This is a genomic window from Neisseria weixii, assembly GCF_042658245.1.
GTDB classification, from domain to species: Bacteria; Pseudomonadota; Gammaproteobacteria; order Burkholderiales; family Neisseriaceae; genus Neisseria; species Neisseria weixii.
In genome coordinates, this window is sequence record NZ_JBHSPY010000014.1 from 35,323 (window position 1) to 57,095 (window position 21,773).

Below are 21,773 nucleotides of genomic sequence, written 5' to 3' on the forward strand. Positions count from 1 at the left end.
CCCTGCCGATTTGCGTTTTGCCCATTGCGACGATTACACCGCCACTTTAAACGTGGCGCGGCTGGATACGCCCATCGGCAAAATACTGGCCGTGTTCAGCAGCGAAGGTTTGTGTCTGCTCGAATTTGCCGATCAAGACCAATTGCAGCGCGAATTGACTCATCTGCACCAAGCCTTGTCAGCCAATTTCAGTTGGCAAAAAAGTGTGTATCATGATGAATTTCAACATGAATTGGCCGAGTATTTCGCAGGCCGTCTGAAAACATTCAACACACCGCTGCACATGGTCGGCACCGATTTTCAAAAGCAGGTTTGGCAGGTGCTGCTGACTATTCCCTACGGCGCGACCTTGAGCTACAAGGAGCAGGCGCAGCAGTTGGGTAATGTGAAAGCCATCCGTGCGGTTGCCGCTGCCAACGGGCAAAACAAAGTATCGATTCTGATTCCCTGCCACCGCGTGATCGGCAGCGACGGAAAGCTGGTCGGTTACGGCGGCGGCATGGCGCGCAAACGGTTTTTGCTGGATTTGGAAAGCGGCATGGAGCAGGGAACACTGTTTTAAGTTTCAGACGGCCTTGTTTTGCGATCAGGCCGTCTGAAAAAGATTTTAATCATTTGAAAACATTGACAATAGAGAGACTGCAATGAACCTCAAAAACCGCCATTTTTTGAAGCTGCTTGATTTCAGCCAAGACGAAATCCTGCATTATTTGAACCTTGCCGCCGAACTCAAAGCCACCAAAAAAGCAGGCAAAGAAGTGCAGCGGATGAAAGGCAAAAACATTGCCCTGATTTTTGAAAAAACATCCACCCGCACACGTTGTGCCTTTGAAGTGGCGGCACGCGACCAAGGCGCGGGTGTGACTTATCTCGAGCCGACCGGCAGCCAAATCGGCCATAAAGAAAGCATTAAAGACACCGCACGCGTGTTGGGCCGTATGTACGACGGTATCGAATACCGCGGTTTCGGGCAGGAAATTGTCGAAGAATTGGCCAAATACGCCGGCGTACCGGTGTTCAACGGCTTGACCAACGAATTCCACCCGACGCAAATGCTGGCCGACGCGCTGACCATGCAGGAACACAGCGACAAACCGCTTCACCAAGTGGCTTATGCTTATGTCGGTGATGCGCGTTACAACATGGCCAATTCTTTGCTGATTTTAGGTGCGAAACTGGGCATGGACGTGCGTATCGGTGCACCGAAAGCATTGTGGCCGTCTGAAGACATTGTGGCGCAAGCCAAAGCGGTGGCGGCAGAAAGCGGCGCGAAAATCCTGCTGACCGAAAATGCCGAAGAAGCGGTCAACGGCGTGGATTTTATCCACACTGATGTGTGGGTGAGCATGGGCGAGCCTAAAGAAGTGTGGCAGGAGCGCATCAATTTGCTCAAAGCCTACCGTGTTACGCCTGAATTGATGGCCGCTTCAGGCAATACGCAAGTGAAATTCATGCACTGCCTGCCGGCCTTCCACAACCGCGAAACCACCGTCGGCGAATGGATTTACGAAACCTTCGGCTTAAACGGCGTAGAAGTGACCGAAGACGTGTTTGAAAGCGAAGCCAGCATCGTATTCGACCAAGCGGAAAACCGCATGCACACGATTAAAGCGGTGATGGTGGCTGCGTTGGGTGAGTGAGGTTTAAGAATGAATTCAAGGCCGTCTGAATAATGATTGTTCAGACGGCCTTTTACTTATTGGCTTTCAGACGGGCTGAGGCCTTTGAAAAACCTCATCAACCACCAATCAAACCATAAAACCTTCATTAGTTGCGCAAGTCCGCTACACTTCCCCGCGAAGGGGGATCCATTTTTGATCATAGCAAATTGTTGAATAAAATAGGTTTCTTAGATGTTGTGATGGATTCCTGCCTGCGCGGGAATGACGGCCTAAGGTTTTTATTGGTAATTCTTGAGGTTTTGCAAAGGTCTCAGCCTCAACCTTCTCGGCTGTGTTCATCCGCCACTTTCACCGCTTCTTCGGCATCAAACTCGCTCAATACCCCTTGTTTCATCGAGATAATCCGTTCGGCATGGTGGAAGTATTTGTCGTCGTGGCTGATTGCGAAGACGGTGCAGCCTTGCTGTTGCAAAAGCGGCAGCAGTTTTTCGTAAAACACGCGGCGGAAATGCGGGTCTTGGTCGGCAGCCCATTCATCGAGAATCAGCATGCTGCGGTTTTCAAGCGCTGCAGCCAGCAGGCCGAGACGTTTTTTCTGGCCTTGCGATAACTTACTGTTGAGAATGCGGTTTTTTTCAAGTTTTACCTTGTCGCCCAACTGGAGGCGGTCGAGCCAACGGGCAATCATGTCGGCCGAAGCGTCTTCGCCCATATTGCCGACTAATTGGTCAAACAAATGAAAATCAGTGAACACGCTGGCAAAAAGCTGGCGGTAGGCATCGCGGTTGTGTCCGGTGATTTCGGTGTCGTCCACAAATATTTTGCCCGAAGTCGGAATGTACAAACCGGCCAAAATCATCGACAGTGTTGATTTTCCCGAACCGTTGCCACCGATGAGAAACACGGTTTCATGGCGGCGGAGCGTGAGATTCACCGGCTGCAGCGCAAACGATTGGCCGCCTTGTTCGGGGTAGGCATAGGTGATGTTTTCCAACCGGATGGTTTTCCATTCGGACGGCATGAGATTGCCGCTGTGAAAGCCCGGCCGGTATTCTGTTAAACCGAGATTATTCAGCGCTTCGAGTGCGACTTTGCTGTTCATCAGCATGGGAAATGCCCCTATGGCTTGCGAGAGCGGCGAGCGCATAAATAAGACAGTCATGGTGACGGTTGCCGCATCGGCCAAGCTTGCCCATTGATGATAGACCGACAGATAAAAAATAATGCCCACTGCCGCCAGCATGGCGGTGTTGCCCCAGTTAATGGCCAAGGCATGCAGACTGTCGGCACGCACCGCCCAGCTGCGGTTGTTTTGTGCAGCGGTGGTAAAGTCTTTACGGTAGAAACGTTCGGCGCGATAACGGTTGAGCGTCAGCTCTTTATGACCGTCAAGGCTGGTTTCGTAATGGGTGTAGAGTTCGTCTTCAAAGCCGCGCATTTTGCGGAAGCTTTGGAACACGTGTTTTACAATCAGATTGGTGCCTGCAATCATCAGCAGTAACACGACAGCGGTAACCAGAAAAAGCTTGGGCGACAGCCACACCAAATACAGACTGCAACCGACGGTAAACAACACGCCTTGTGTAAATTCCGGCAAGCGGGTAAACGCCATGCTCAGTGAGCGGATGTCGTTGGACAGGCTGGCCAGCAGTTTCGGTTTGCCTGTGAGCTGGATTTGCGCTTCTTGCGAATCCATAATCCGCTTCAGAAGCTGCGTGCGCATTTCAAATACAAACTGATGACCGATGCGCGACAAGCGGATTTGCGACCAAGTGGCCACCACCAAATAGGCCAGCAGTAATAAGCCGAACGGCCACATCAAGCCACCGAGTGCGCTCTCTCCGCTTTGCAACAGATAAGTATTGATAAACATTAACACGCCGATGCCGAACAGTCCCGAGAGCAAGGTCAGACCGAACATAATCAGAAAAGGTTTGCGGTATTGGCGGTAGATGAGGGAAATGATGTTCATGTGTAAAGCGGTAGGAATACTGAGACCGTCTGAAAGGTTCAGACGGCCTGAAACCTTTGCAAACTCCCCATCTTTGGCACATTTCTTCGTGATACGCTGCTCGAAAGCTTGCCTATCTTTGTGATGTCTGCGCTTTCTGTGCTGCTCTAACCTTCGAACTGCACTCAAATCTGGGGGACAAAGGTTTCGGCCTTAATGATTTATTCGTGATTGTCCAAATGGTAAATTTGTGTAACGGTATCGATGAGATCGGTATCGGAAGAACCTGCTTTGTTGAGCGCGCGGGTAGGCGAGTGAAGCAGTTTGTTAGTCAGCTGTATGGATAAACGTTCCAATACTTCTTCAGCCGCCGTGCCTTTGGCCAATTGTTTCATGGCGTTTTCCAGCACTTGGCGACGGGCGCGCTCACCTTCGTCACGCAATGCACGAATCAGCGGCACGCTTTGGCGGCTTTTCTGCCATTCAACAAATTCACCGACTTTTTCTTCCACCATGGCTTCGGCGGCAGAAGCAGCTTTTTGGCGTGCTTCTTTACCGTTTTGTACGATGTCCTGCATGTCGTCCACAGTGTAGAGATAGGCATCGTTTAATTCGCCGACTTCTTCTTCAATATCGCGAGGTACGGCCAAATCGAGCATGAACACGGGCATATGGTGCCGCTTCTTTAATGCACGCTCGACCATGCCTTTGCCGACAATCGGCAATTGGCTGGCGGTGGACGATACAATTACGTCGTATTCGTGCATGATATCGGGCAATTGGCTCAATAAACAAGGCTCGGCATTGACGCTGAGTTTGTCGCACAATTCCTGCGCGCGCGGTAAGGTACGGTTGGCCACGGTAATCAGGCGCGGATTCTTAGCGGAAAAGTAAGTGGCTACCAACTCAATCATTTCGCCCGCACCGATGAACAGCACATTTAAATCGGCAATGTCCGGAAAAATCTGCTCGGCCATTTTTACTGAAGCGGAAGCCATCGACACTGAGTTTTCGCCGACGGCTGTGTCAGTGCGCACTTCTTTGGCGACGGCAAATGTTTTTTGGAACAAGGCATTCAGATTGTTGTTGATGCTCTCTTGTTCTTGCGCGATGCGCACGGCATCTTTGATTTGGCCGAGAATCTGCGGTTCGCCCAATACCATCGAATCCAAGCCGCAGGCCACGCGGAAGGCATGGCGCACGGTTTCGTTGCTGTCGAAGGTGTACAGATAAGGGCGGATCTCATCGGCGGGTAAGCCGTGGTATTGCGCCAGCCATTCGATGATTTCTTCGGTGTTGCCGACGCAATAAAGCTCGGTGCGGTTGCAGGTAGACAAAATGACCGCTTCTTTGGCCGCATTGCTGCCGGCCAAGCTTTGCACGGCAGCAGGCAGACTTTCCGCAGCAAAAGCCAGCTTTTCGCGTATGCTCAAAGGCGCAGTTTGATGGTTGAGTCCGACGGCGGTAAGTTGCATGGGAATGTGAAGAATAGGGAGTGTGCGTGAAGGGGTTATTATAGCGTAAGTTGGCTTTGAAAAGAATGTTTTGCGGCTTCCGCAATCTGCGTGGTTATTAAATTTTAGCAGAAAATGATTGGGTTAACTGATTGAACGGATGGAAAAGGCCGTCTGAAATGTTCAGACGGCCTTTGATTTTAGATTTTAAACTGCTTTGGCTTCTTCAGCTAAGAAACCGCGCAATTTTTGCATGGCTTTGGCTTCGATTTGGCGGATACGCTCGGCCGATACACCGTATTCGGCGGCCAGCTCGTGCAAGGTCAAACCACCATCGTCTTGCAGCCAACGGCTTTCAACGATGTAACGGCTACGGTCGTCCAGTTGCGCCAAGGCATTTTGCAGACCATCGGTTTGCAGCGCGTAATGGGCTTGCTTGGCGATTTGCTGGGTTGGCTCGGTTTCATTATCTGCCAGCCAGTCGATTGGGGCAAAATTGTCTTCGTCATCGTTGCTGTCGGCCAAAATGCCGATGTCGTGACCGGTCATGCGCTGTTCCATTTCCAAGACTTCGGAAAGTTTCACGCCCAAATCATCGGCGATGTCTTGTGCTTCTTTTGGCGATAAGGCATTCAGATTTTTACGCATGCTGCGCAAATTGAAAAACAGTTTGCGTTGGGGCTTGGTGGTGGCAACACGAACCAAGCGCCAGTTGCGGAGAATGAATTCATGGATTTCAGCCTTAATCCAATGTACGGCAAATGAGAATAAGCGTGCGCCACGACTTGGTTCGTAACGTTTCACCGCTTTCATCAAGCCTATATTGCCTTCTTGAATCAAGTCGGCTTGGTTCAGACCGTAGCCGTCGTAACCGCGGGCGATGGAGACCACCACGCGCAAGTGGGAAAGAATCAATTGTTTGGCGGCGTTTAAATCGCCTTTTTGTTGGCGTTCTGCCAGTTGGGTTTCTTCTTCGGCAGAAAGCATCGGAATATTGTTCACGGTATGAATGTATTGCTCCAAGCTACCGTTACCGCTGTGGATTACTGGTAATGCAAAAGCGTTATTCATCATTAGAGTGGCTTTCCTTGTTATGTGCGCCGGCCGGTAATCGGCAAGCGCTTAAGAATGTGTGGCGAAGTAGTATAACACTACTGTTTTGATATGGCTATTAGACCGCTTTTTTGTGTTAATGTTGTATGTGTGATAGGTTAAATTTTGTATTTTAAAAAACATGATTAATTTTTAATATTTGAGTATTTTACTCGGGAATAAATTTATTATAAGCAAATAAACATATTCTCCGATACAATTCCCCCATGGCCTATTCAGAAGACTTCAAACAACCCGTACTCAAAAAACTCCGTCAAGGATGGACGATTCGCAGAACCGCAAAAGAATCCGGCACCGCCATTCTCCACCATCACGCTTTGGAGACGCCCTCCGGCTCCCCAAGTCCCTCCAAGGCAACGCAAAACCCGCAAAATCAGCGCCCAGGCACTGCTCGAAGATGTCGGGCGTTATCCTGATGCCTATTGCTGTGAAAGAGCGCAACGCTTTGGCTGTTCCCATACCGCCATACACAAAGCATTAAAGCGATACGGCATCAGCTGCAAAAAAAAGACCGGCCGCCACCCGAAAGCCGGCAGAAGGCTCAGAAAAAACTTCCTGAAGTTACTGCACCGCTACATCCTCCGTAACCGTCCGGTTGTTTGTTCAGATGGGAGCAAATTCGGAAAATCCTGTTACCGGCCTTACGCTTATGCGCCAAAAAGCCGGCGTTGTTATGCGCTTCATGATTGGCAGGGGCATCATCAGACCAATGCCGTTGGAGCGTTATTTCACGGCAAACTGTTTGCCGTCGGGCTGTTTGATTGCAGTATTGACCGCCGGATATTTGATGCTTGGGCGGAGCGGGTTTTGATTCCGGAGCTGCCGCAAAACAGTGTGGCGGTGATGGATAATGCGGCGTTTCATAAGGGTAAGGCAGAAGCCTTGCTGAAGGAAAAGGGGCATACCGTGTTATGGCTTCCGCCCTATAGTCCCGATCTGAATCAGATAGAGAAAAAGCGGGCTTGGATTAAAGGTGTTGGGAATCGGCTGAGAATGGCGGATGTGGATTGGCTATTTCAGGCGTGTATCGATAAATAAGTTTATTTGATATAGAACAATTTATTGGTGATGTAAATTCAGACGGCCTGATAAACAATCAGTCTATCAGGCCGTCTGAACAAGGTGGATGACGCGCTTATTCTTGCTTGTTACGCAGGGCGAAAAGCATTAAGGCTGCGGCGCTGAGTAGGCCGATGAGCCACCATGAGCCACCCATTTTCATGTAAGGCGTCTCGCCAATGTAACCTTTAACATGACCTTCCAACACGGTTTCGGTGTTGGCTTCGGCTTCGCTGATGATGTTGCCTTTGGGTGAAATAATGGCGGTGGCGCCGGTGTTGGTGGCACGCACCATATAGCGGCCTAATTCCATTGCGCGTGCTTGTGACTGCTGCAATTGCTGATACATGGCGTTAGAGTCGCCATACCATGCCATGTTGCTGACGTTGGCCAGCAGCGTGGATTGGCGGGCGGTGGCGATTAATTCGTCGCCGAAACCGTCTTCATAGCAGATGTTGAAGGCGACGCGCTGGTCTTTCATCACCAAAGGCGCTTGGCCTTCGCCGCCTTTGCGGAAATCGGCCAGCGGCATGTTCATCATGCGGTAAAGCACGTTGGTGATGGCCGGTAAGGGTTTGTATTCGCCAAACGGCACCAAATGGTTTTTGGCGTAATACGGGATTTCTTCGGCGGTAGTGTTGTTGTAGTTGCTTAAATTAATCACGGCATTTTCATAGCCGTTGCCATCGCGCGTGTATTGGCTGATGCCTAAAGCCAGCGCGCTGCCGTTACTTTGCGCTTGGGCGGCAAAGGTATTTAAGACTTCTTCGGGCAGGGTTTGGCGCATTTCGGGGATAGCGGTTTCCGGCAAAATCACAATGTCGGCGCGGGTTTTGTTCAGCTGCTCGTAATATTTTTGAATGGTCGGAACGATTTGGTCTTCTCGCCATTTCAAGTGTTGTTCGATATTGCCTTGCAATAGGGCGACAGTATTGGTGCTGCCGTCCGGTTGGGTAAATTCGGCTTCTTGGGCAATGTAGCCGACAGTGCACAAAGCTACGCCGCAGCACAAGGGCATGAGACGGCTTTTCAGACGGCCTGCATTATCCACGAGCAATACCAACCATGCGCCGATACAGGCGGTGGCAAAGGTTACTAAATGAATACCTCCGATGGGTGCGAAGCCGGCCAGCGGGCTGGCTTTGGTGATTTGGGAATAACCCAATGCGCCCCAGCCGAAGCCGGTCAGGAGGCGTTCGCGGGCAAATTCGGTCAGTGTCCAAAGAATCGGTAGTACGATGCCGATTTTAATCCAGCGCGGAAAGTGGAATTTTTTCCACAACCAGAAACACAGGGCAGGGTAGAGTGCCAAAAATGCCGGCAATAAAACCGTCATTGGAATGGCATAAAGGTTCGGCAGGCCGGAAACTCCGTGCAGGGCCGTATGAATCCAGTAAAACTGTGACACATAAGCAAAAAAGCCGAATACATAAGCTGTTGAAGCAGCCATGCGCGGGCGCAGCTCAATCAGGCGGATCAGAGCGCCGAACAGCAGTGGCATCAGCCAGAAATGATAATAAGGGGCAAAGGTGAGCGGCGTAGCGCCGCCGATAATGATGACCAGCGGCCAATAGAACAGCGGCTTTCGCCAATATGTTTCGAGTTTGCGGAGAATATTCATATGTTAAGTGAACAAGAAAAGGGGGGGGGTCTGAAGGCTTTAGGTTTCAGACGGCCTTATGGTACACAAATCAATGTTTTTTAGAGAATACTTTCATCAAAGGCAATACTACGGCGCACACCACCGTACCGGTCAGCACGCCGACCACTAGGTTTGCCACTTGTGCCATCAGGCCTGTGTCCCAATGATGGGCATGTAGGAAGTCGTGTACCGGGTCGAAATTGTGGGTGATGAGGCCCCCGCCGACCAAGAACATGGCCAAGGTGCCAATCACGCTTAACGTGCGCATAAACCAAGGCATGAACGCGATGATGCAGCGGCCAAAGGCTTTGCCTAGGCTGCTGCCTTTTTCGATTAAGCGCAAGCCTAAATCATCGAGCTTGACAATGATGGCAACCAAACCATAAACAATCACAGTCATGCTGATACCGATGGCTGACATCACCAAAGATTTGGTCAGCACGCCGTAGGCGCTCACCACACCCAAGGCGATGATGATGATTTCGGCTGACAGAATAAAATCGGTGCGAATGGCGCCGGTGATTTTGGCTTTTTCATCAAAAATTTCGTCGCTGGCATGCGAAGCGGCTTCATTGCCGTCGTTTTTGTGCAACAATTTATGCAACAGTTTTTCCACGCCTTCAAAACACAAATATGCACCACCGATCATCAATAAAGGCGTAATCGCAGCCGGCAGGAAAACAGACAACAATAAAGCGGCCGGTACCAAAATGACTTTATTAATCAAAGAGCCTTTGGCTACTGCCCATACAATCGGCAATTCGCGTTCGGCAGAAGCGCCGGTCACTTGGTTGGCATTCAAGGCCAAATCGTCGCCGACCACGCCGGCGGTTTTCTTGGCAGCCATTTTGGTCATTAAGGCCACGTCGTCCAATACGGCGGTAATGTCGTCAAGCAGGGTAAAAAGGGAGGCAAAAGCCATCTTGAATGGTTCCTAGATTAAAGAAAAGGTCATGATTTTCTGCTAAGTCCGGCTGTTCGGCGATGGTTTGGCGCACAAACTTGCCTTTAGCGAAACCGAATATTATAACTGAAAATTATACGGTTTTTATCATTTAGACGCCCTTTAATCAAATTAAAGGAAAGAAAAGATTCTTGAATGGTTGCCAATTGCATGGCGTGACATGTGTTAAAATTCGTCCCTGCCGGCCGTAAACGCAAGAAACCGCCGGTTTCCCCCCTTAACTTCAGCAGATCAGGAGAAATAAAAACGTGGATTGGATGAATATCTTATTCCTACTCGGCGGTGCGTTGCTGTTTTTGAGTGTGGTTTCCACCACACTTTCGGCGCGTTTGGGTATGCCTTTGCTGTTGGTGTTTCTGGGAGTCGGCATTTTGGCCGGTGAAGAAGGAATAGGCGGTATTGAGTTTGACAATTTTGTTTCGGCCAACTTCATCTGCCAACTTGCCTTGGCGGTGATTCTGCTTGACGGTGGTTTGCGTACGCGGTTTCAGAGTTTCCGCATCGGTTTGAAACCGGCGGCGGTGTTGGCAACATGGGGCGTGTTTGCCACCGTGGCTTTGCTGGGTATTTTCACCACACTTTATTTGGATGTCGATTGGCGTTTTGGTCTGCTGATGGCGGCAATTGTCGGTTCAACCGATGCCGGTGCCGTATTCAGCCTGTTGCGCAACAGCGGCGTGCGCTTGAATGAACGTGTGCAGGCCACGCTGGAAATTGAATCCGGTGCCAACGATCCGATGGCGATTTTCTTGGTAACTGCTTTAATCGCAATGATGGTCAAGCCCGACGAAGGCGGCGTGATGTCGTTCATGTGGATGTTGCTGCTGCAAATCGGCTTTGGTTTGCTGATGGGCTTTATCGGCGGCAAATTGCTGGCCAAGCTGGTACGCCGCCTGAATCTGCCTGAAGGTTTGTATGCGTTGATGATTGTGTCAGGTGGTTTGCTGGTGTTTTCGTTTACCAACTTGATTGGCGGCAGCGGCTTTTTGGCGGTATATTTGGCCGGTATATTGGTGGGCAATCAGCATAATCACGCGACGGAACATGTTTTGCGCGTGATGGACGGTTTGGCATGGCTGGCGCAGGCGACTATGTTTGTGGTGTTGGGTTTGCTGGTGACACCGTCGAGTGTGTTGGAGCGCGGTTCAGATGCGATGGTATTGGCGGTATTTTTGATGTTGGTGGCGCGCCCCATTGCGGTGTTTACCGGCTTGTGGCTGTTTAATTACAGCGTGCGCGAAAAGACGTACATCAGTTGGCTGGGTTTGCGCGGTGCGGTGCCGATTACGCTGGCGATGATGCCGTTGGTAATGGGTGTACCGAATTCACGGGCCTTGTTTGATGTGGCATTTGCGGTGGTGGTGTTGTCGCTGCTGATTCAAGGCACAACCATTCCGGTCATGGCGCGCCTGCTGAAAGTAGCCATGCCGCCGAAGCCCGAACCGAACGACAGCCGCGATATTTGGTTGGCAGAAAAAGAAGCGGTACGCATGATATCATTTAAAGTGGTAGCGCAATCCGAAGCAGAAGGCGTACATCCCGATGATGTGGCTCCGATTTCCGCCAGCTTTGACCGACGCTGTTTTGCACTGATTCGCGAAGGATACCGAATCGAGTTGCAAAGTGATACCAAGCTTAAAAAGGGTGACATCGCGTGGTATGTCCTACCTGACGATCAGGTCGAAAATATGGCCTATTATTTCACCGAGACCGAAAAAAGCGTGCTGCTTAATTTCGATTATTTTGGAGAATTTTCATTCGATCCGGCCAGTCGTGCCGGGGATTTGGCCAAGGCTTACGGTTTGAAATTACAGCCAAACGAAGAGAGCTTGAGCTTGGGCGAATTGTTTGAGCTGCGTTCGGAAAGCACTAAATGGGTGGAGGGTGACCGCGTGAGTATCGGTGAATTTGAATTGACGATTAAGGAATTGAATAAAGACGGCAGTATTAAGTTGATGGGCATGAAGTTTCCTGATTAAAAAATAAACCCAAACCTTTGCAAAATCACTGTTTTTGGCCTATTTCTTCGTTATACGCTGCTTTGGCTTCGAAGTATACTCAAATCTAGCGTTTTGCAAAGTTCTCGGGTGTATATCAATCGAGGCCGTCTGAAACATTTCAGACGGCCTCGATTGATATTTGAAGAGTTAAAAAGCTTCGCCTACTTTCACGCCGTTGGCAATGTCTTTCGGTGTAGCCAGTTGGGCGGTTAAGGCTTGAGCGGCTTTAAATTCATCACTTTGCATCATCGCTTCGGCTGCGTCCATGTTCAGTGTGTTGGCCATATAAGCCCAACGTGCAGACAAGTTCGGATTATCGGGCATGTGGAAACTGGCGCGCAATTCATCGACCAAGTCAGGGCGGTTGCATACCAATGCAATATCACAACCGGCGGCAAAAGCACTTTGAACGCGCGCTTTGATGCCGCCCGCGCTGCCTGCGCCTTCCATGGTGAGGTCATCTGAAAAAATCACGCCGTCAAAGCCGATGTCTTGGCGCAAGATTTGTTTGAGCCATTTTTCTGAAAAACCGGCCGGATTCGGGTCGATTTGCGGATAAACCACATGTGCGGGCATCACTGCCGCCATCCCCGCCTCGCTTAATTTGCCGAAAGGAACCATATCGGCAGCCTGCAAATCGGCCAGGCAGCGGTCGTCTTGCGGCTGGGTCAGGTGGCTGTCGCCTTCGACAAAGCCGTGGCCGGGGAAGTGTTTGCCGCAGGATTTCATGCCGCCTTTGTTTAAACCTTTTTGTAAGGCCAAAGCCAATTCGGTGACGATGTCGGCATCTCGGTGGAAACTGCGGTTGCCGATAACGGTGCATTGCCCCCAGTCCAAATCCAACACCGGTGTGAACGACAAATCCACGCCGCAGGCGCTCAATTCGGTTGCCAATACCCAGCCCACTTGTTCGGCTTTGGCTTTGGCAGCGGCTTCGCCTTCGTTGTCCCAAATTTCACCCAACACGCGCATGGCCGGCAGACGGGTAAACCCGTCGATAAAACGCTGCACGCGGCCGCCTTCGTGGTCGACAGCAACAATCAGTTCCGGCGTGCGCAAAGCTTTGATGTCGCGGATTAAAGCTTTGAGTTGCGGTACGTTGTCAAAATTGCGGCGAAACAGAATCACACCGCCGATAGCCGGGTCGAGCAGGCGTTGTTTTTCTTCGTCGGTCAATGTAAACGTATTTACATCGGCCATCACAGGGCCGCGTTCTATAACGGCTTGGGTCATTTTGTTTCCTTTATCCAAAACGTTTCAGACGGCCTAGAGTGTAGAAAATCCTAGCGTTGTTTACACTTTTGCTTTTTTGCTTGAAGACCCATTTTGGGATTTTCGAGTGTTGTCAAGAATGCCGAAAGGCACGGCAACGCCGCATAGTTCTTGATAATGCTCAACAATCCTAAAACAATCATTTAGGCAAAAAATAAAAGCTGTTTTGCATAAAAAGTGTAAACAACCCGACAATTTCCTACACCTAGAGGCCGTCTGAACAATTAAGCGGCAAGCGCGGTTTTTTTGCTGCGCAACATCAAAATCAATACGGCCAAAACTACGGCAGTCACACCGAAGCCGAGCAGGGCAGAATGTGTGAAACCCAGTACCAAATAGCCACTGGCCGCTGCGGCGGCCACGGTCAGCGCGTAAGGTAGCTGCGAAGTAACGTGGTCAATGTGGTTACATTGTGCACCGGTGGAGGACAAAATGGTGGTGTCGGAAATCGGTGAACAATGGTCGCCACACACCGCGCCGGCCATCACCGCCGAGAAGCAAGGGATAATCAGGCTCGGGTCGATTTTCACCGCCATGGCGGCGGCAATCGGCAACATAATGCCGAAGGTGCCCCAGCTGGTGCCGGTGGCAAACGCCATCACACTGCCCAAGGTAAATAGAATCACCGGCAAAAAGCCCGGGTGGATATTGCCTGCGACCAAGGTAGATAAAAATTCGCCGGTACGCATTTCGCTGACCACAGTGCTGATCAGCCACGCCAAAATCAGAATGCTGATGGCGCCGAACATCGACTTCATGCCTTCCCAAGTGGCTTTCGGGTAAACATGGGCTTCGATGGTGCCGACCGTGCAGAACAATACCGCCAACACGCCTAACACACCACCGAATACCAATGAAGTATTCACATCGGTGTTTTCAAATGCGCCCAAAATGCTGAAGGTATCCAAAGCTTGTGCGCCGGTGTAGAGCATGGCGGAAATGGTAGCGAAAATCAGCACCAAAACCGGAATAATCAGTGCATATACGCGGCCTTTGGAATCGTTTGAAACGGCTTGTTCTTCATGTGTTTCGCTCAAAGCTTGCTGCTCGAAGCGGCCCATCGAACCGATGTCGAAAGAAAAATACGCCACAAAAAACACCATTAACAGCGCAAACAAGGCGTAATAATTCATCGCACTCATGGCGACAAATGTGCCCATCGGGGTATATTCGGTGATGTTGTAAGTCACCAGCAAACCTGCCAGGGTGGCAATAATCGAGGCGCCCCAGCTTGAAACCGGCATCAACACGCACATCGGCGCAGCGGTAGAATCCAAGATATAAGCCAGTTTGGCGCGTGATACTTTGAAGCGGTCGGTTACCGGACGGGCAATCGCGCCCACCGCCAAACTGTGGAAATAGTCGTCGATAAAGGTCACGAACACCAAACAGGCGGTCAACATTTTGGCACCGCGACGGCTTTGAATGTGTTTTTTAGCCCAATCTGCAAAAGCTTGATTACTGCCCGAATAAGTCAGCAAGGAAGTGAAAATACCCAATAATAACAGGAAAATCAGGATTTTGAGTTTGGCCAGAGACCAATCGCCATCTGCCCAAACCAGTGATACGGTGATGTCTTTAAAGTGAGTTAAGGTATTGAGCGGATTGCCGCCGGTGAGCATTAACACCCCGATGATGATGCCGATGGCCAGAGAGAATAAAACGCGGCGGGTAATCACAGCCAACGTCAGCGCCAGAAATGGCGGAATTACCGACATAAAAGAGCTTGAATAATCGATTAGTTGCATAAAGTAAAATGATGAAGTGTAAATAAAATCTGAATGTTTTCAGACGGCATAGTGTGTATTAAAAAGGCCGTCTGAAAAAGTGTGAAAGCTAAAACGGTAAAATACCCGTCATTTCAAAAATAACGGGTATTTTATCATTACTATACAATTTTATGCCGTTTTATTGCAGATTTAAGGCCAAGAAGAGTGTGTCACTACCACGCTGCACCAACAGCGGCACGTTTTTACCGGTACTGCTCAAAGCACTGCGGAAGCTTGATTCGTCATTAACCGTGATTTGACTCACGGCCATGATTTCATCGCCGCGCTTCAAACCGGCACGTTCGGCGGCGCCGCTGACATGGGTGACAATCAAGCGTTGTTTGCCGTCGGTGGTTTGCGTTTGCAGCGTCAAACCGGCTTCTTCCACCAAGAAACTTTGCACATCGTTTGGCGATGTGAGGCTTCCCATTTCACTTTCGCCACTCGGGGTCGGTGCACCGGTGCTGCCCAAAGTGACGTTGACAGAAATTTTCTTGCCTTTACGCCACACTTCCAATTTTACTTCTTTGCCTGGCGGCATAGCGCCGACCATCACCGGCAAATCGCTGGAAGAGCGCACTTCCTCGCCGTTGACGCTGCGTACAATGTCACCCACCTGCAAACCGGCTTGCTGCGCCGGGCTGTTTGGCATCACTTTGGCAATCAGAGCGCCGCTGGCACGGTCTAAGTTGAACGATTTCGCCAAGTCGTAAGAGACTTCTTGAATAATCACACCTAATTGCCCGCGTTGCACTTTGCCGCTGGTTTTCAGTTGGTCGGCTACGTTCATCGCCACATCAATCGGAATGGCGAACGAAATGCCCATAAATCCGCCGCTGCGGCTGTAGATTTGTGAATTGATGCCGACTACTTGGCCTTTAAGGTTAAACAGCGGGCCACCCGAGTTACCCGGATTGATGGCGACGTCGGTTTGGATAAACGGAGTGTAGTTTTCATTCGGCAGGCTGCGGCCTTTTGCCGAGACGATGCCTGATGTTACGCTGTTGTCAAAGCCGAACGGTGCGCCGATGGCGGCCACCCATTCGCCCGGCTTGAGCGTTTTCGGGTCGCCGATTTTTACAACCGGCAAATCTTTGGCATCGATTTTCAATAAAGCCACATCAGATTGCTGGTCGGAACCAATCAGCTTAGCGGTGTATTCGCGTTTGTCGTTGAGCAACACTTTGATATTGCCCATACCGGCAACGACGTGGGTGTTGGTAAGAATGTAGCCGTCGGAGCTGATGATAAAGCCGGAACCGAAATTCAGCTCGCTGCTGTCGGCTTCTTCCTGCGGCATATCAGGCAGGTTGGGTACCAAGCGTTTGAAAAACTCGTAGAATGGATCGTTATCCGGAAATTGGCTTAAATCCATGCCGTTTTCTTCAGCACGCTGCTGGCTGCGGTTGGTTGCCGTAGCTTGAATATTGACCACGGTTTGGCCTTCGTTTTGCACCAATTGGGCAAAATCGGGCAGCAACATGCCAACGCTGCCATCGTCTTTTGGCGGTTCAATGCGTTGAACCAGTTCTTTCTCTTCGTCTTGGGTATTGTCATTGCTGAAAAAACTGCCGACTTTGTCACATGCGCTCAATGCCAGTGTGGCCGCAATGGTTAAAGCCATATATTTTTTGGTATTTTTTGTCACAGTCATTCCTTGTTATGCGTGTCTATCTGTTTTACCGGGTTGCGGTTTGTCAATCGGACGGAAGGGCAAGTTTACCCGCCATACCCTTAATTTGAGTGGATAGGGGCAATTTTACCGATTATGAACATTTTTTCAAGCGTTTCATTTTCAATGGAAAAAGCCGTCTGAAATGTTTCAGACGGCCTAAAAGCCTGTCTGCCTCTTAATTCTGAATCATCGGGCGGGATAACTTAATTAACAATATTTTTCGCCTTCCATTCGCATAAATCGTTAATGATGCATTGCCCGCATTGCGGCTTGAGTGCTTTGCAGGTGTAGCGACCGTGTAGTATCAGCCAATGATGCGCGTTCATTAGAAATTCTTTCGGGATAAAACGCATGAGCTTGTCTTCCACTTCGCGCACGTCTTTGCCCGGTGCGATTTTGGTGCGGTTGGATACACGGAAAATGTGGGTATCCACTGCCATGACCGACCAGCCGAAAGCGGTATTCAGTACCACATTGGCGGTTTTTCGGCCGACACCAGGCAGTGCTTCCAAAGCGGCGCGGTCTTCGGGTACTTCTCCGCCGTGTTGTTCCAACAAAATGCGGCAGGTTTGCATGATGTGTTTGGATTTGGTTTTGTAAAGACCAATGGTTTGAGTGTATTCCATTATGCCGTCTAAGCCTAAGTCCAACATGGCTTGCGGGGTATTGGCCACAGGGAACAGTTTGGCTGTGGCTTTGTTTACGCCGACATCGGTGGCTTGCGCCGACAGTAACACGGCAATCAGTAATTCGAACGGCGAACTGAAATTCAGCTCGGTGGTCGGATGCGGATTGGCGGCGCGGAAGCGCTCGAAAATTTCTTGGCGGATGTGTTTGTTCATGATGTGTTTTTATTTGAAATGCTCGCGCGTTATTATAGCAAAAAGGCCGTCTGAAAAGAGCATACGCTTTTCAGACGGCCTATCTGGCCATCAAACTGATAAACAGTTTATGCGGATTCTTTCAAAACGGTCTCAATCAATTCCATCGCCCCATCATCGGCCAAGCGTTTGGCCACGGCGCGACCCAATGAATCGGCGTAGCCGGCCGGTGCTTGGGCATAGGCTTCGATAATGGTTGAGCCATCGGGATGGCCGACCAAGCCACGCAGGGTCAGTAAACCGTTTTCTTCGGTGCAGTAAGCTGCCAGCGGCACTTGGCAGCTGCCGCCCAAAGCGCGTGCTAAAGCGCGTTCGGCGGTGACGCAGGCGTGGGTGATGCCGTGGTTGAGCGGCTTTAATACTTCCAGCAAATCTTTGCGGTTTGCAGCGATTTCAATGCCCAAAGCACCTTGTCCGGCGGCGGGCAGGCTGACGGTATCGGAAATAATCAAGCGGATGCGGTCGTCCAAGCCCAAACGCTGTAAACCTGCAGCGGCGAGAATAATCGCATCGTATTCTCCGTTGTCAAGTTTGCCCAAACGCGTTTGCAGATTGCCACGCAAAGGTTTGATTACCAAATGAGAATAGCGCGCACGCAATTGTGCTTCGCGGCGCAGGCTGGCGGTGCCGACTACTGCGCCTTTGGGTAAATCTTCCAAGCGTTCGTATCGGTTGGACACAAACGCATCAAACGGATTGGCGCGTTCGCCAATCGCAGCCAGCGCAAAACCTTCCGGCAAATCCATCGGCACGTCTTTAATTGAATGCACCGCCAAATCGGCGCGACCGTCTTGCAGGGCTTGTTCCAATTCTTTGATAAACAATCCCTTCCCGCCGATTTTGGAAAGGGTTTTGTCTAAAATCTGGTCGCCGCGTGTGGTCATGCCTAAGATTTGCACGTCGCAGTCGGGATAAAGGGTTTTCAGACGGCCTTGAATGTGTTCGGCCTGCCACAGGGCCAAGCGGCTTTCGCGGCTGGCGATGACGAGTTTTGTCGGGTTCATTTACGTTTTCCGGATGTAAAGGCGGGAAAGGCTGTTAGTCTAACACAAACCCTCTATGATGACAGCTTGCTCATAACGCCCCAAAGGGCCGAAATTATTTCCTTTATTTTGTTCTTTATTCAAAATTTTTCCCTGAATACATATATTGTGCAGCGTTATATTATATGCACCGGAATATTTCCGTTTTGCTTTGATTTCACCGATTACTGCGTAACTTTTTTCAATAAAATAAGTTTTACCTTGGGAAATAAACTCCGACTGTTCAAAAGAAAAATGGACACTCCCTGTCATTCTGACATTATCAGAATCCGTTACATTTTCTGAAGCGATGGTTTGGCCAGGTTCAGGGAAGGAAATATCAGCCTTGCTATCTGCTTGGGTCTGCTGTAAACATGCTGCCAAAGCAGGCAATAAAAAATAAAACAGTTTTTTCATCCGGTTTCCGTTTCAATTAAATTTTGAGACTTTTTCTTAAAGTATTCAGATTTGATGTTTTTTTGAGTTTCAGAATGGATACTCAGGCAGTTTGATGGCAACATTATCATATTGCTTTGTAGTAGCTAATTATGTCTCGCTGAAAAATAATAATCTATTTGGGATAGGAGATCAGACAAATTTACTTCAGCCGGTTTCTTCAGTTCGTATTTAAGACTTCCCACAAAATTAATGTTGCATTTTGACATTTATTTAGAATGAATACACAGCATGTCACACAGGTTGCGCCTGAATCCGGTATTCCCTAGGAAGTATCGTGTATTCCCTACATAAATGAAAAATCAGGATATCGCATGGTCTCGCAGGAAGCCTATTTTACAGATTATCAATATAACCAATTACTGCCGAATCTTGGCAAAACTCCTTCAAAATGCCACCAAAAAGAATTATCGCGCCAACCAATACGCCGGTCTTCAACATTTTGGCTTACTGGTCGAAAAGTAGTATTCAGTCCGCCACTAACTGCTTCCAACTCATATATAGTCAATTCTTGCATTTTGAACTCCTTACCTTAGGGTTTAAAAAATTACAAATCAAGTAAAGGATATCCTATAATCCAAATATAAATTTGAAACTCAGGATGCTGTGTAGTAAACGCAAATTACAGAGATTAGAGTAAAAAAAAATTATGGTTCAATGATAATTATTATTGATATTATCATTAAAATAGTAGATATCTATGAAACGCGCCAAAAAATTTCCTTTCCAATCCTTACAACGCCAACGTTTTCATTTAAACTTTGACAACGTCTCTTCCGCAGCCGATGTGCCGTCTGAAAAAGATTTCTACCGTTGGGCTTTTGCCGCCTTGAAAGACGAATACCGCCGCGCCGAAATCAGCCTGATTTTGCTCGATGAAGAAGAAGCCCGAGCTTACAACCGCGATTACCGCGGCAAAGATTACGCCACCAATGTATTGAGTTTTGCCTTGAACGAAGGCGACGTCATACCCGGCCAAATTTCAGACGGCCTTTACGGTGATTTGATTATCTGCCCGCAAGTGGTACTGAAAGAAGCAAAAGAGCAGGGCAAAACGCCCGAGCAACACTTTGCCCACCTCACCATGCACGGTACCTTGCATTTAATGGGTTATGATCATATCGAAGACGATGAAGCCGAAGTCATGGAAGCCGCCGAAATCCGCCTGATGGAGGCCGCAGGTTATCCCAACCCTTATCAATAGGACGAACATTAATATGGAAGACACTCAGTCGAAACCCAATTTTTTCGAACGTTTGGTTTCCCGTTTGACCGGTGAACCCGATTCCGCCGAAGACGTCATCAGCCTGTTGCGGCAGGCGCATGCGCAGGAAGTATTCGATGCCGATACCTTTGCCCGCTTGGAAAAAGTATTGGATTTTACCGAGTTGGAAGTGCGTGATGCGATGATTTCGCGCAGCCAAATGAATGTGATTAAGGAAAACGACAGCCTTGAGCGCATTGTCGCCTATATCATCGAAACCGCGCATTCACGTTTTCCGGTGATTGGTGAAGACAAGGACGAGGTGTTGGGCATTTTGCATGCCAAAGATTTGTTGAAATACGTGTTCAGCGCTGAACAATTCAACTTGCAATCCATTTTGCGGCCGGCCGTGTTCGTGCCGGAAGGTAAGTCGCTGAATGCCTTATTGAAAGAGTTTCGCGAGCAACGCAACCACATGGCGATTGTGATTGATGAATACGGCGGCACATCGGGGTTGGTCACCTTTGAAGACATCATTGAGCAAATCGTCGGCGATATTGAAGATGAGTTTGACGAAGACGAAAGCGCCGACAATATTTTCGCTGTATCGGCCGAGCGTTGGCGTATTTATGCAGTAACTGAAATCGAAGACATCAACGATTTTTTCGGCACCGATTACAGCAATGAAGAAGTCGATACCATCGGCGGTTTGGTGATTCAGGAATTCGGCTATCTGCCGGTTCGCGGTGAAAAAGTAGTCATCGGGCCGCTGCAATTTACCGTCGCGCGCGCCGATAACCGTCGTTTGCATACCTTGATGGTCGTGAAAGCCAAAGAAGAATAAGCGGCATGCAACCAAGGCCGTCTGAAACGATTATGGTTTAAGACGATGTAGGAAATTGTCGGGATTAAAACCAATGAAAACAGCAGAAACTGTACTTTGCAGTTTCTGCTGTTAGTTTGATGCGGAGTTTGGCAAAGGTGTCGGTATGTGATTCTGTGCGAAGCATTCGTGATCAAACCGCCGCCTGCGTGTATCGACGTGGTGATGAACCATGCGCTGGAGAATGTGGGGCATTGGGGGCTGCCGAGAAATCGTGGAGTCTCAGAAATACAGATGAATACAGAAATGCCGTCTGAAAAAAATTTCAGACGGCATTTTGGTGGTAGCACCGTTGGTCAAGCGCGTCATACCATACTTGGTTTGTTTGAATTGGTTGAAACTTTTACAAAACCCCATCTTTGGTATATCTCTTGAGTTATGCACTGCTCAAAATCCCATCTATCTTTACTATCTTTAATGGCATATATACTTTTTGCTTCCCTGACTTTGAACTGCACTCAAATCTGAGAGGTAAAGATTCTCGGCTTGTTTGCATAACATATTCCCCGTATGGGTATGCACCCGCAGTAATTATACAGAGCCTCAATCTCACCATCGCAAGCATGGCTGGTGCTTGCTTTTATATCATCTCACCACTTAATCAAAAAAAATACCGTCTAACAAAAAATATTGGCATGGAAATTGCAAAACTAAAAAAACAGCAAGCGGCATTATGGCCAAGCAGTCAATCAGCATGGTGCATTAACCTTATGATTAGAGGTTTAAAAATCAAATAATCGGTATATTAATTTCATCATGCAATAATCGATGTTGTAATGTAATGCGAGTGAGTAATTTGTCACAAA

At 49.2% G+C, this 21,773-nt stretch carries 19 protein-coding genes and 1 pseudogene; 8 read left to right on the plus strand and 12 right to left on the minus strand.

The features are described from left to right. Positions 1–55 precede the first annotated feature (55 nt). A pseudogene (locus tag ACFPVS_RS08140) lies at positions 56–562 on the plus strand (methylated-DNA--[protein]-cysteine S-methyltransferase); the annotation flags it as partial. A gap of 82 nt (positions 563–644) precedes the next feature. Further along, positions 645–1,640 carry an ornithine carbamoyltransferase gene (gene argF, locus ACFPVS_RS08145; RefSeq protein WP_096294668.1) on the plus strand — a complete coding sequence of 332 codons (996 nt, stop codon included), beginning with the start codon at positions 645–647 and terminating at the stop codon, positions 1,638–1,640. Between the two features lie 298 nt (positions 1,641–1,938). Here the strand turns inward: argF and ACFPVS_RS08150 are convergent, their stop codons facing one another. From ACFPVS_RS08150 to rpoH, 3 genes are all read right to left on the minus strand, one after another. Next, entirely contained in the window at positions 1,939–3,594 is a 1,656-nt protein-coding gene (locus ACFPVS_RS08150; RefSeq protein WP_378595598.1) for a multidrug ABC transporter permease/ATP-binding protein, read from the minus strand. Between the two features lie 200 nt (positions 3,595–3,794). Then, on the minus strand, positions 3,795–5,048 hold the full coding sequence (gene hemA / locus ACFPVS_RS08155) for a glutamyl-tRNA reductase (RefSeq protein ID WP_096294671.1): 1,254 nt from the start codon (positions 5,046–5,048) through the stop codon (positions 3,795–3,797). Positions 5,049–5,234: 186 nt separating this feature from the next. After that, positions 5,235–6,098, minus strand: a complete 864-nt coding sequence (rpoH, locus tag ACFPVS_RS08160; RefSeq protein WP_096296070.1) for an RNA polymerase sigma factor RpoH — start codon at positions 6,096–6,098, stop codon at positions 5,235–5,237. Positions 6,099–6,449: 351 nt separating this feature from the next. Here rpoH and ACFPVS_RS08165 point away from each other — a divergent pair, with 351 nt between their 5' ends. Beyond that, positions 6,450–7,178 (plus strand): transposase, encoded by a 729-nt coding sequence (locus ACFPVS_RS08165; RefSeq protein WP_378595610.1) that lies wholly within the window; start codon positions 6,450–6,452, stop codon positions 7,176–7,178. Positions 7,179–7,275: 97 nt separating this feature from the next. Here the strand turns inward: ACFPVS_RS08165 and lnt are convergent, their stop codons facing one another. Together lnt and ACFPVS_RS08175 are read right to left on the minus strand one after the other, a co-directional pair. Beyond that, a complete protein-coding gene (lnt, locus tag ACFPVS_RS08170) occupies positions 7,276–8,820 on the minus strand; it encodes an apolipoprotein N-acyltransferase (RefSeq protein ID WP_096294673.1) in 1,545 nt (514 codons plus the stop codon). A gap of 70 nt (positions 8,821–8,890) precedes the next feature. Beyond that, a complete protein-coding gene (locus ACFPVS_RS08175; RefSeq protein ID WP_096294674.1) occupies positions 8,891–9,763 on the minus strand; it encodes a DUF808 domain-containing protein in 873 nt (290 codons plus the stop codon). A 290-nt stretch (positions 9,764–10,053) separates the two neighbouring features. On the opposite strand from ACFPVS_RS08175, the gene ACFPVS_RS08180 reads away from it, so the two are divergent. Further along, a complete protein-coding gene (locus ACFPVS_RS08180; RefSeq protein ID WP_199721254.1) occupies positions 10,054–11,784 on the plus strand; it encodes a potassium/proton antiporter in 1,731 nt (576 codons plus the stop codon). A gap of 168 nt (positions 11,785–11,952) precedes the next feature. Here the strand turns inward: ACFPVS_RS08180 and nagZ are convergent, their stop codons facing one another. The 7 genes from nagZ to ACFPVS_RS08215 form a co-directional block, all read right to left on the minus strand. Next, positions 11,953–13,038 (minus strand): beta-N-acetylhexosaminidase, encoded by a 1,086-nt coding sequence (nagZ, locus tag ACFPVS_RS08185; protein WP_096294675.1) that lies wholly within the window; start codon positions 13,036–13,038, stop codon positions 11,953–11,955. A 263-nt stretch (positions 13,039–13,301) separates the two neighbouring features. Then, complete coding sequence (locus ACFPVS_RS08190; protein WP_378595601.1) at positions 13,302–14,825, minus strand: Na+/H+ antiporter NhaC family protein; 1,524 nt, start codon at positions 14,823–14,825, stop codon at positions 13,302–13,304. 160 nt (positions 14,826–14,985) lie between these two features. Next, positions 14,986–16,470: a DegQ family serine endoprotease gene (locus tag ACFPVS_RS08195; protein ID WP_378595612.1), complete on the minus strand. Its 1,485-nt coding sequence runs from the start codon at positions 16,468–16,470 to the stop codon at positions 14,986–14,988. A gap of 254 nt (positions 16,471–16,724) precedes the next feature. Beyond that, positions 16,725–17,363, minus strand: coding sequence for an endonuclease III (gene nth / locus ACFPVS_RS08200; RefSeq protein ID WP_096294677.1), 639 nt, complete (start codon positions 17,361–17,363; stop codon positions 16,725–16,727). A gap of 107 nt (positions 17,364–17,470) precedes the next feature. Further along, positions 17,471–18,406, minus strand: a complete 936-nt coding sequence (gene hemC / locus ACFPVS_RS08205) for a hydroxymethylbilane synthase (RefSeq protein WP_096294678.1) — start codon at positions 18,404–18,406, stop codon at positions 17,471–17,473. Positions 18,407–18,445: 39 nt separating this feature from the next. After that, positions 18,446–18,841: a hypothetical protein gene (locus ACFPVS_RS08210; RefSeq protein ID WP_096294679.1), complete on the minus strand. Its 396-nt coding sequence runs from the start codon at positions 18,839–18,841 to the stop codon at positions 18,446–18,448. A gap of 385 nt (positions 18,842–19,226) precedes the next feature. Beyond that, positions 19,227–19,397, minus strand: a complete 171-nt coding sequence (locus tag ACFPVS_RS08215) for a hypothetical protein (protein WP_157742684.1) — start codon at positions 19,395–19,397, stop codon at positions 19,227–19,229. Between the two features lie 183 nt (positions 19,398–19,580). On the opposite strand from ACFPVS_RS08215, the gene ybeY reads away from it, so the two are divergent. From ybeY to ACFPVS_RS08235, 4 genes are all read left to right on the plus strand, one after another. After that, on the plus strand, positions 19,581–20,084 hold the full coding sequence (gene ybeY / locus ACFPVS_RS08220) for an rRNA maturation RNase YbeY (protein ID WP_096294680.1): 504 nt from the start codon (positions 19,581–19,583) through the stop codon (positions 20,082–20,084). A gap of 13 nt (positions 20,085–20,097) precedes the next feature. Continuing rightward, entirely contained in the window at positions 20,098–20,928 is an 831-nt protein-coding gene (locus ACFPVS_RS08225; RefSeq protein WP_096294681.1) for an HlyC/CorC family transporter, read from the plus strand. A gap of 147 nt (positions 20,929–21,075) precedes the next feature. Further along, positions 21,076–21,342, plus strand: a complete 267-nt coding sequence (locus tag ACFPVS_RS08230) for a hypothetical protein (protein ID WP_378595604.1) — start codon at positions 21,076–21,078, stop codon at positions 21,340–21,342. Continuing rightward, a complete protein-coding gene (locus tag ACFPVS_RS08235) occupies positions 21,339–21,704 on the plus strand; it encodes a hypothetical protein (protein ID WP_378595605.1) in 366 nt (121 codons plus the stop codon). The genes ACFPVS_RS08230 and ACFPVS_RS08235 overlap by 4 nt, the downstream gene beginning before the upstream one ends. Positions 21,705–21,773 lie beyond the last annotated feature (69 nt).

Excerpts from the sequence above, each read along its gene's own strand:
- argF (WP_096294668.1), top strand. The coding sequence starts at position 645 with ATGAACCTCAAAAACCGCCATTTTTTGAAGCTGCTTGATTTCAGCCAA.
- ACFPVS_RS08150 (WP_378595598.1), bottom strand. The coding sequence starts at position 3,594 with ATGAACATCATTTCCCTCATCTACCGCCAATACCGCAAACCTTTTCTG.
- hemA (WP_096294671.1), bottom strand. The coding sequence starts at position 5,048 with ATGCAACTTACCGCCGTCGGACTCAACCATCAAACTGCGCCTTTGAGC.
- rpoH (WP_096296070.1), bottom strand. The coding sequence starts at position 6,098 with ATGAATAACGCTTTTGCATTACCAGTAATCCACAGCGGTAACGGTAGC.
- lnt (WP_096294673.1), bottom strand. The coding sequence starts at position 8,820 with ATGAATATTCTCCGCAAACTCGAAACATATTGGCGAAAGCCGCTGTTC.
- ACFPVS_RS08175 (WP_096294674.1), bottom strand. The coding sequence starts at position 9,763 with ATGGCTTTTGCCTCCCTTTTTACCCTGCTTGACGACATTACCGCCGTA.
- nagZ (WP_096294675.1), bottom strand. The coding sequence starts at position 13,038 with ATGACCCAAGCCGTTATAGAACGCGGCCCTGTGATGGCCGATGTAAAT.
- ACFPVS_RS08190 (WP_378595601.1), bottom strand. The coding sequence starts at position 14,825 with ATGCAACTAATCGATTATTCAAGCTCTTTTATGTCGGTAATTCCGCCA.
- ACFPVS_RS08195 (WP_378595612.1), bottom strand. The coding sequence starts at position 16,470 with ATGGCTTTAACCATTGCGGCCACACTGGCATTGAGCGCATGTGACAAA.
- nth (WP_096294677.1), bottom strand. The coding sequence starts at position 17,363 with ATGAACAAACACATCCGCCAAGAAATTTTCGAGCGCTTCCGCGCCGCC.
- hemC (WP_096294678.1), bottom strand. The coding sequence starts at position 18,406 with ATGAACCCGACAAAACTCGTCATCGCCAGCCGCGAAAGCCGCTTGGCC.
- ACFPVS_RS08210 (WP_096294679.1), bottom strand. The coding sequence starts at position 18,841 with ATGAAAAAACTGTTTTATTTTTTATTGCCTGCTTTGGCAGCATGTTTA.
- ACFPVS_RS08215 (WP_157742684.1), bottom strand. The coding sequence starts at position 19,397 with ATGCAAGAATTGACTATATATGAGTTGGAAGCAGTTAGTGGCGGACTG.
- ybeY (WP_096294680.1), top strand. The coding sequence starts at position 19,581 with ATGAAACGCGCCAAAAAATTTCCTTTCCAATCCTTACAACGCCAACGT.
- ACFPVS_RS08225 (WP_096294681.1), top strand. The coding sequence starts at position 20,098 with ATGGAAGACACTCAGTCGAAACCCAATTTTTTCGAACGTTTGGTTTCC.